The following is a 252-nucleotide window of genomic DNA, read 5'->3' as shown; positions in this document are numbered from 1 at the left end:
TGGTCGTGTCGATGCTCAACTCATACTCGGGCTGGGCGGCGGCGGGCATCGGCTTCTCGCTGAACAATCCGATGCTGATTATCGCGGGATCATTGGTCGGCTCGTCGGGCGCGATTCTGTCGTACATCATGTGCCGCGCGATGAATCGCTCCTTCTTCAACGTGATTCTGGGCGGTTTCGGCGGCGAAGCGGGCGCGGCGACAACAGGCGGCGCGCAAGAGCAACGCCCCGTCAAATCCGGTTCCGCCGATG

General features: G+C 62.7%; 1 protein-coding gene. It reads left to right on the top strand.

Going from position 1 to position 252, the window contains the following annotated elements; translation table 11 throughout:
- Positions 1-11 precede the first annotated feature (11 nt).
- On the top strand, positions 12-252 hold a 241-nt coding region (locus P7F28_RS28160; RefSeq protein WP_370467422.1), incomplete at its 3' end, for an NAD(P)(+) transhydrogenase (Re/Si-specific) subunit beta.

This window comes from Caballeronia sp. BR00000012568055 (assembly GCF_029439455.1).
GTDB lineage: Bacteria > Pseudomonadota > Gammaproteobacteria > Burkholderiales > Burkholderiaceae > Caballeronia.
The sequence above is the reverse complement of the archived record's forward strand: the minus strand, read 5'-3'. Positions and strand labels throughout refer to the sequence as shown.